Genomic DNA, 5,486 nt, shown 5'->3' with positions numbered 1-5,486 from the left:
GGCGGCGCTGCCCGCGCGTTGCTTCGCACGCGCCAGTATTGCTGTCAGGAAACCGACAGAACCGTCGACTTCCTTCACATCGATGCACGCATCACAATTCGACCAACTCCTTGCAGACGCAACTCCATCTCTTGCTTGACGGAGCGCTACCCACCCCCACCCCGGGTGCGTTCCATTCCGAAGGCGAATGTCGCCTTCGGCCCGGGTGGACCGGCCGCCTCCATCCCCCCGAATGCGGCTGGTCCACCCGGCGCAACCGGATTGCGTTAGTGCCCATGCGCGCTGCGACCCTTACCCTTGCTGAGTGCCCACACGATGCGGCACCTGCTCGGAAGGAGGCGAGTCATGGTTGGCGACGAGAACTTCAGGGAAGAGCCTGGCCGGTTCACCCGTGCCCTGGCGCTGCCGGCGCGTGCCGTGCGAATACTGACCGGCGACTCCGATCGCCCCTCCCAACCCATACCCGCGGTGGAACACGAAGCCATCGTGGATTGCGCCCTCTATGTGGACGGAATCAGGCAGCAGCAGAAAATCCTCGACTATCGCAAGGCGCTGGAGTTCGCCCGCGAGCAGCGCGGCGCGTTTGTCTGGTTAGGACTGCACGCCCCCACGGCGGAACAGATGAAAGGCATCGCCGAGGCTTTCGAGCTGCATGAGCTGGCGGTGGAGGACGTGGTCAACGCCGGCCAGCGGCCCAAGCTGGAACAGTTCGGCGAGGTCCACTTTCTGGCGCTGCGCACGGCCCGCTATGTCGAGCACGCCGAGCTGACCGAGCATTCCGAGGTCATCGAGACCGGTCAGATCATGCTGCTCCTCGGCGATGACTTCGTCATCTCCGTAAGGCACGGCGACGCCTGCCGGCTGCGCCCGGTGCGGGAGCGGTTGGAGCTCAAGCCGGAGTTGCTCAAGCAGGGCCCGTGGGCGGTGGCCTATGGCGTGATGGACCACGTCGTGGACCTGTACCTGCACGCCACCGACGGCATCACCCAGGATGTGGATGTGCTCGAGGAGGCGGTCTTCGCCCGCAACCCCCAGTCGAGCGGCCGGATGCAGCGCATCTATCAGCTCAAGCGGGAGCTGGTCGAGTTCAAGCGCGCGGTTTTGCCGTTGCAGCGCCCGATGCTGAGCATCATCAGCGACACCCCGCAGATCTCCAAGGAGCTGCGCAAGTACTTCCGTGATGTCCAGGACCACCTGGCGCGGGTGGCTGAACAGGTCAACGCCTTCGATGACCTGCTGATCTCGATCATGCAGGCCCGGCTGGCCCAGGTGACGGTCGATCAGAACAACGACATGCGCAAGATCGCCTCTTGGGCCGCGATCGCGGCTGTCTGGACCGCGATCGCGGGAGTCTATGGCATGAACTTCAAGATAATGCCGGAGACCGATTGGAAATTCGGCTACCCGTTCATGATGTCGGTGATGCTCGCGATTTCCTTCGGCCTCTACCGGGCGCTGCGGCGCAACGGCTGGCTCTAGCTCACGGTCGCGAGTTGTGCTTGACCGACGAGTACTTTGAGCCGAGCTCGTCGGTCGCGTTGCTGATCGCGTCCGAAGCGTCGTCCGCCTTCGACTTGAAGTCCGTTTTCCGCATTGACGAGGCCGCCGATTCCATCTTGTCGGCGGTCTTGTTCATCGCCCGATCGGCGTGCTGAGCCGCTTTGTCCATGGCCCGGTCCGCCTTCGAGTTGGCCTTGTCGAGCATGGCCCGCGCGTCCGAGGACATCGAGTCGAATGAGTCCGACGGGTCGTAGTCAGCCCACTGCTGCTTCCTGCGCCGGCGCATGACAAGCGCTCCTGCGGCGCCCACGGCGGCACCCGCCACGAGCAGTCCGATCAGCATGCCTGTCTTTCTGTTCGACATCTGTTGCTTTCCCTTCGCCGTTTTCTTGCTCTTCTTCGCGAGCTTCAACGCGGCAGCCTGTGCATCGGCTGCGCCGTGGCGATAAGCCTCCGCCAACGGTGCGACCGTCGCAGCGGTGGAATCCCAGCTTTTCGCGGCGATCTCGCGAGCTTTGCTCGTGGTCGGCCCGACTGTCGAGCCGACGCCGTTGGCCGCATATGTGGCCGCCTGAAGGAAATGTTCCCAGCTGGAACCGAGTTCCTCGCGCATGAGCTCCGAGCGCGTCTTCTTGTGGAAGCCCAGCATCTATCCCGCCCCCTTTTCCCCTTGCCTTGAAGACGGCTGCGCCTAGCACCCGCCTTTACCCCCTTAGCCATCCTGCCCTGCCAGGGGCTGTTCAAACGGGCACATGGGAGAATCCGTGGGTAACCTGCCCACGAATATGAGGAGAAGGACCGTGGCCGACGCCAAGAAGGCTGTCCTGCATACCAGCAAAGGCCAGATCCGCCTGGAATTGTTTCCCAACCACGCTCCCAAGACGGTTCGCAACTTCGCCGAGCTGGCCGAGGGGACGAAGGAGGGCGCAAGCGACCCGCGGACCAAGCAACCCATCACCGGGCCCTACTACGACGGCACCCCGTTCCATCGGGTGATCGACGGTTTCATGATCCAAACCGGCGATCCGACGGGGAAGGGCACCGGGGGGCCCGGCTATGAATTCGGCGACGAATTCCACCCTGAGCTTCAGTTCGACAAGCCGTTCCTGCTCGCCATGGCCAACGCCGGCCCCGGCACCAACGGCTCTCAGTTCTTCATCACGGTCGGTGCGACCAGCTGGCTGAACATGAAGCACACCATCTTCGGCAAGGTCGCTGACGCCGAGTCGGAGGAAGTGGTCATGGCGATCGCCAAGGCGCCGACCGACCACTCGGACCGTCCGCTGGAGCCCATCACCATCGAGCGAGTTGAGATCGAGCGCTAATCTCGCACACATGAGTTCTCCCGCCTCGGGTAGTGAGCCGTCCGTTCCGACCTGCTACCGCCACCCTGGGCGGGAGACCTACATCCGCTGCACGCGCTGCGACCGGCCGATCTGCCCCGACTGCATGGTGGTCGCCTCGGTGGGCCACCAGTGCCCGGAGTGCGTGGCCGAGGGCAAACGCACCCAGCGGCAGGCTCTCACCCATTTCGGTGGCTCTGCGGCCGGCGTGCACGGTTATGTCACCAAAGCGCTCATGGCGCTCAACGTGGCCGTTTTCCTCCTGGTACTGGTGATGACCAAGGGACGCGCGCTGACCGGCGGGATAACCGACCTGCACATCTGGGGCGCGGTCAACGGTTCCGGTCTGGTGGAGGCGAATGACGGGTCACTGATCCCCATCGGCTACGGCGGGGTCGACGGCGGGGAGTACTACCGCCTGGTAACCGCGATGTTCCTGCACTACGGGATCATCCACTTGGCGCTGAACATGTACGCGCTGTGGGTGCTGGGGCGGTCGCTGGAAGCCGCACTGGGCCCGATCCGGTTCGGGGCGCTCTACCTGCTGGCTGGGCTGGGCGGAAATGTGGCCTGCGACCTGTTCGCGCCGGACACACTTTCCGCTGGCGCCTCCACCGCGATCTACGGTCTGTTCTCCGCCTACTTCCTCATCCTGAGAAGGCTGGGCCGGGACGCCTCCGCCGTGATCCCTATCATTGTCATCAATGTGGTGCTCACCTTCACCATCCCCGGTATATCGATCGCCGGCCATCTCGGTGGCCTGGTCACAGGCGCGATCGTCGGTGCCGGTCTGGCTTACGCGCCGCGTGAACATCGCACGCTTGTTCAAACATTGGTGCTGGTAGCGACGTTTTTAGGGCTCATGGCGATTACCCTCGCCCTGTCGCTGAGCAGGTAAACGCCTGGTTTGCCCGGTCCGTGCGATCTACCTGCTCTTCCGACTAGACTCGGGCCGATGTTTGATGCTCACCATGGAGAGAGTCAGTGAAGCTTTCGATCTTGATGCCGGTCTATAACGAAGAGGTCCGGCTCGGCGAGGCACTCAAACAGTCTCTCTCCGTGGAGTACCCGTGCGACGTCGAGCTGGTGGTCGTCAACGACGGCAGTCAGGACCAGACGGCGGAAATCCTCGACGCCTGTGACGATCCGCGGGTGCGTGCCGTGCACCACCCGAAAAACCTGGGCAAGGGCGCGGCCATCCGCACCGCGGTGTCCTCCGCCGACGGCGACTACATGGTCATCCTCGACGCCGACCTGGAGTATGACCCCAAGGACATCCCGCGCCTGCTGCAGCCGGTCCTCGACGGCAAGGCCGCCGTGGTCTACGGCAACCGCACCTTCGGCGGTCACGCGGCCTACTCGTTCTGGTACGTGATGGGTAACAAGGGCGTCACGCTGGCCGCCAACGTCATGTTCAACTCCTACATCGGCGATCTGGAAACCTGCTACAAGCTGATGCCGCTTGAGCTCTACCGCTCGCTCAACGTCAAGGCACGCGGGTTCGGGATGGAAGCCGAAGTCACCGGCAAGCTGCTGCGCCGCAAGATCCGCCCCTATGAGATCCCGATCAGCTACACCGCCCGCACGCGTGAAGAGGGCAAAAAGATCACGTGGAAGGACGGTGTGGAGGCGCTCTGGATCCTCTTCCGCGAACGCCTCCGCCCCATCAAGGCCGCGTCAGGAGTACCTTTCCCACGTGCTCATTCGCCGCGACCAACCGGTGAGCAGCAGCAGCCTCAGAAAGCGGAATCCTCCGATCGATCACGGGCCTGATTTCGCCTGACTCGATTCTGGGCCACACGTCATTCAGTACCCCCAAAATGATTTGGGTCTTCTGCTCTTTTGGTCTTGTCCGCAGGGTGGTGCCGACCACGGTGGCTCGCTTGGCGAGCAACGCCCCCAAATCAAGCTCGGCCTTGCGGCCGCCCTGCAACCCAATCACCACAAGCCTTCCGCCGGTCTTGAGCGCCTTGACGTTGCCCTCCAAATAGGGTGCCCCCATGATGTCGAGCACCACATCGGCGCGGACCTGCGAGAAATCCTCATTCTCGTAGTCAATGCACCTGTCCGCCCCGAGCGTCACCAGCACCGGATGCTTCGCCTTCCGAGCCGTCACCACCACCTCGGCCCCCAGCGCCTTGGCATACTGAATCGCGAAAGTTCCGATGCCGCTGCCGCCCCCGTGAATCAACACGGTCTCGCCGGCTGTCAGCCCCGCGACCATGGTCAGGTTCGACCACACCGTGCAGGCAACCTCCGGCAAGGCGGCCGCCTCTTCAAGACCAATTTTGTCGGGTACCGGCAGCAGATGCTCCCGCGGCACAGCGACCTGCTCCGCATAACCGCCCCCCGCCAGCAACGCGCAGACCTGTTCCCCCTGCGGGGTCAACCCCGAGCACTCCAGCCCCGGATACTCCGGCGCCCCGGGCGGCGGCGGGTAAAGCCCAGCCACCTGCAACAGGTCAGCCCGGTTGACCGCGCTCGCCCTGACCTGCACCACCACCTCACCCGGCCCAGGCTGCGGATCGGGCACCTGCGTCCAAACCATCTCCCCCGGCGCGGGGATCGTTATCGCGTACACATGGACACGGTAGTATTTCGGCTCTCGGAGGGTTCGCCTAGTGGCCGATGGCGGCGGTCTTG

At 63.9% G+C, this 5,486-nt stretch carries 6 protein-coding genes; 4 read left to right on the top strand and 2 right to left on the bottom strand.

Going from position 1 to position 5,486, the window contains the following annotated elements; all coding sequences use genetic code 11:
* The first annotated feature begins 345 nt into the window (after positions 1-345).
* Positions 346-1,479 carry a magnesium and cobalt transport protein CorA gene (locus Rhe02_RS49065; protein ID WP_203915488.1) on the top strand — a complete coding sequence of 378 codons (1,134 nt, stop codon included), beginning with the start codon at positions 346-348 and terminating at the stop codon, positions 1,477-1,479.
* A 1-nt stretch (position 1,480) separates the two neighbouring features.
* Here Rhe02_RS49065 and Rhe02_RS49060 read toward each other — a convergent pair whose 3' ends face one another.
* The gene (locus Rhe02_RS49060) at positions 1,481-2,149 is read right to left on the bottom strand and encodes a hypothetical protein (protein WP_203915487.1); all 669 of its coding nucleotides are present in this window, start codon (positions 2,147-2,149) and stop codon (positions 1,481-1,483) included.
* A gap of 136 nt (positions 2,150-2,285) precedes the next feature.
* Here Rhe02_RS49060 and Rhe02_RS49055 point away from each other — a divergent pair, with 136 nt between their 5' ends.
* The 3 genes from Rhe02_RS49055 (at position 2,286) to Rhe02_RS49045 (ending at position 4,616) form a co-directional block, all read left to right on the top strand.
* A complete protein-coding gene (locus Rhe02_RS49055) occupies positions 2,286-2,825 on the top strand; it encodes a peptidylprolyl isomerase (RefSeq protein WP_203915486.1) in 540 nt (179 codons plus the stop codon).
* A 10-nt stretch (positions 2,826-2,835) separates the two neighbouring features.
* Positions 2,836-3,741 (top strand): rhomboid family intramembrane serine protease, encoded by a 906-nt coding sequence (locus Rhe02_RS49050; RefSeq protein WP_203915485.1) that lies wholly within the window; start codon positions 2,836-2,838, stop codon positions 3,739-3,741.
* 86 nt (positions 3,742-3,827) lie between these two features.
* Complete coding sequence (locus Rhe02_RS49045) at positions 3,828-4,616, top strand: glycosyltransferase family 2 protein (RefSeq protein ID WP_203915484.1); 789 nt, start codon at positions 3,828-3,830, stop codon at positions 4,614-4,616.
* Here Rhe02_RS49045 and Rhe02_RS49040 read toward each other — a convergent pair.
* The gene (locus tag Rhe02_RS49040) at positions 4,510-5,424 is read right to left on the bottom strand and encodes an NAD(P)H-quinone oxidoreductase (RefSeq protein ID WP_203915483.1); all 915 of its coding nucleotides are present in this window, start codon (positions 5,422-5,424) and stop codon (positions 4,510-4,512) included. The two genes, Rhe02_RS49045 and Rhe02_RS49040, sit on opposite strands and share 107 nt — an antisense overlap.
* Positions 5,425-5,486 lie beyond the last annotated feature (62 nt).

Origin of the sequence: Rhizocola hellebori (assembly GCF_016862955.1) — a bacterium.
Lineage (GTDB): Bacteria > Actinomycetota > Actinomycetes > Mycobacteriales > Micromonosporaceae > Rhizocola > Rhizocola hellebori.
Note: the sequence above shows the minus strand (reverse complement) of the source record. Positions and strands in the feature narration are given on the sequence as shown.

Excerpts from the sequence above, each read along its gene's own strand:
- Rhe02_RS49065 (WP_203915488.1), top strand. The coding sequence starts at position 346 with ATGGTTGGCGACGAGAACTTCAGGGAAGAGCCTGGCCGGTTCACCCGT.
- Rhe02_RS49060 (WP_203915487.1), bottom strand. The coding sequence starts at position 2,149 with ATGCTGGGCTTCCACAAGAAGACGCGCTCGGAGCTCATGCGCGAGGAA.
- Rhe02_RS49055 (WP_203915486.1), top strand. The coding sequence starts at position 2,286 with ATGAGGAGAAGGACCGTGGCCGACGCCAAGAAGGCTGTCCTGCATACC.
- Rhe02_RS49050 (WP_203915485.1), top strand. The coding sequence starts at position 2,836 with ATGAGTTCTCCCGCCTCGGGTAGTGAGCCGTCCGTTCCGACCTGCTAC.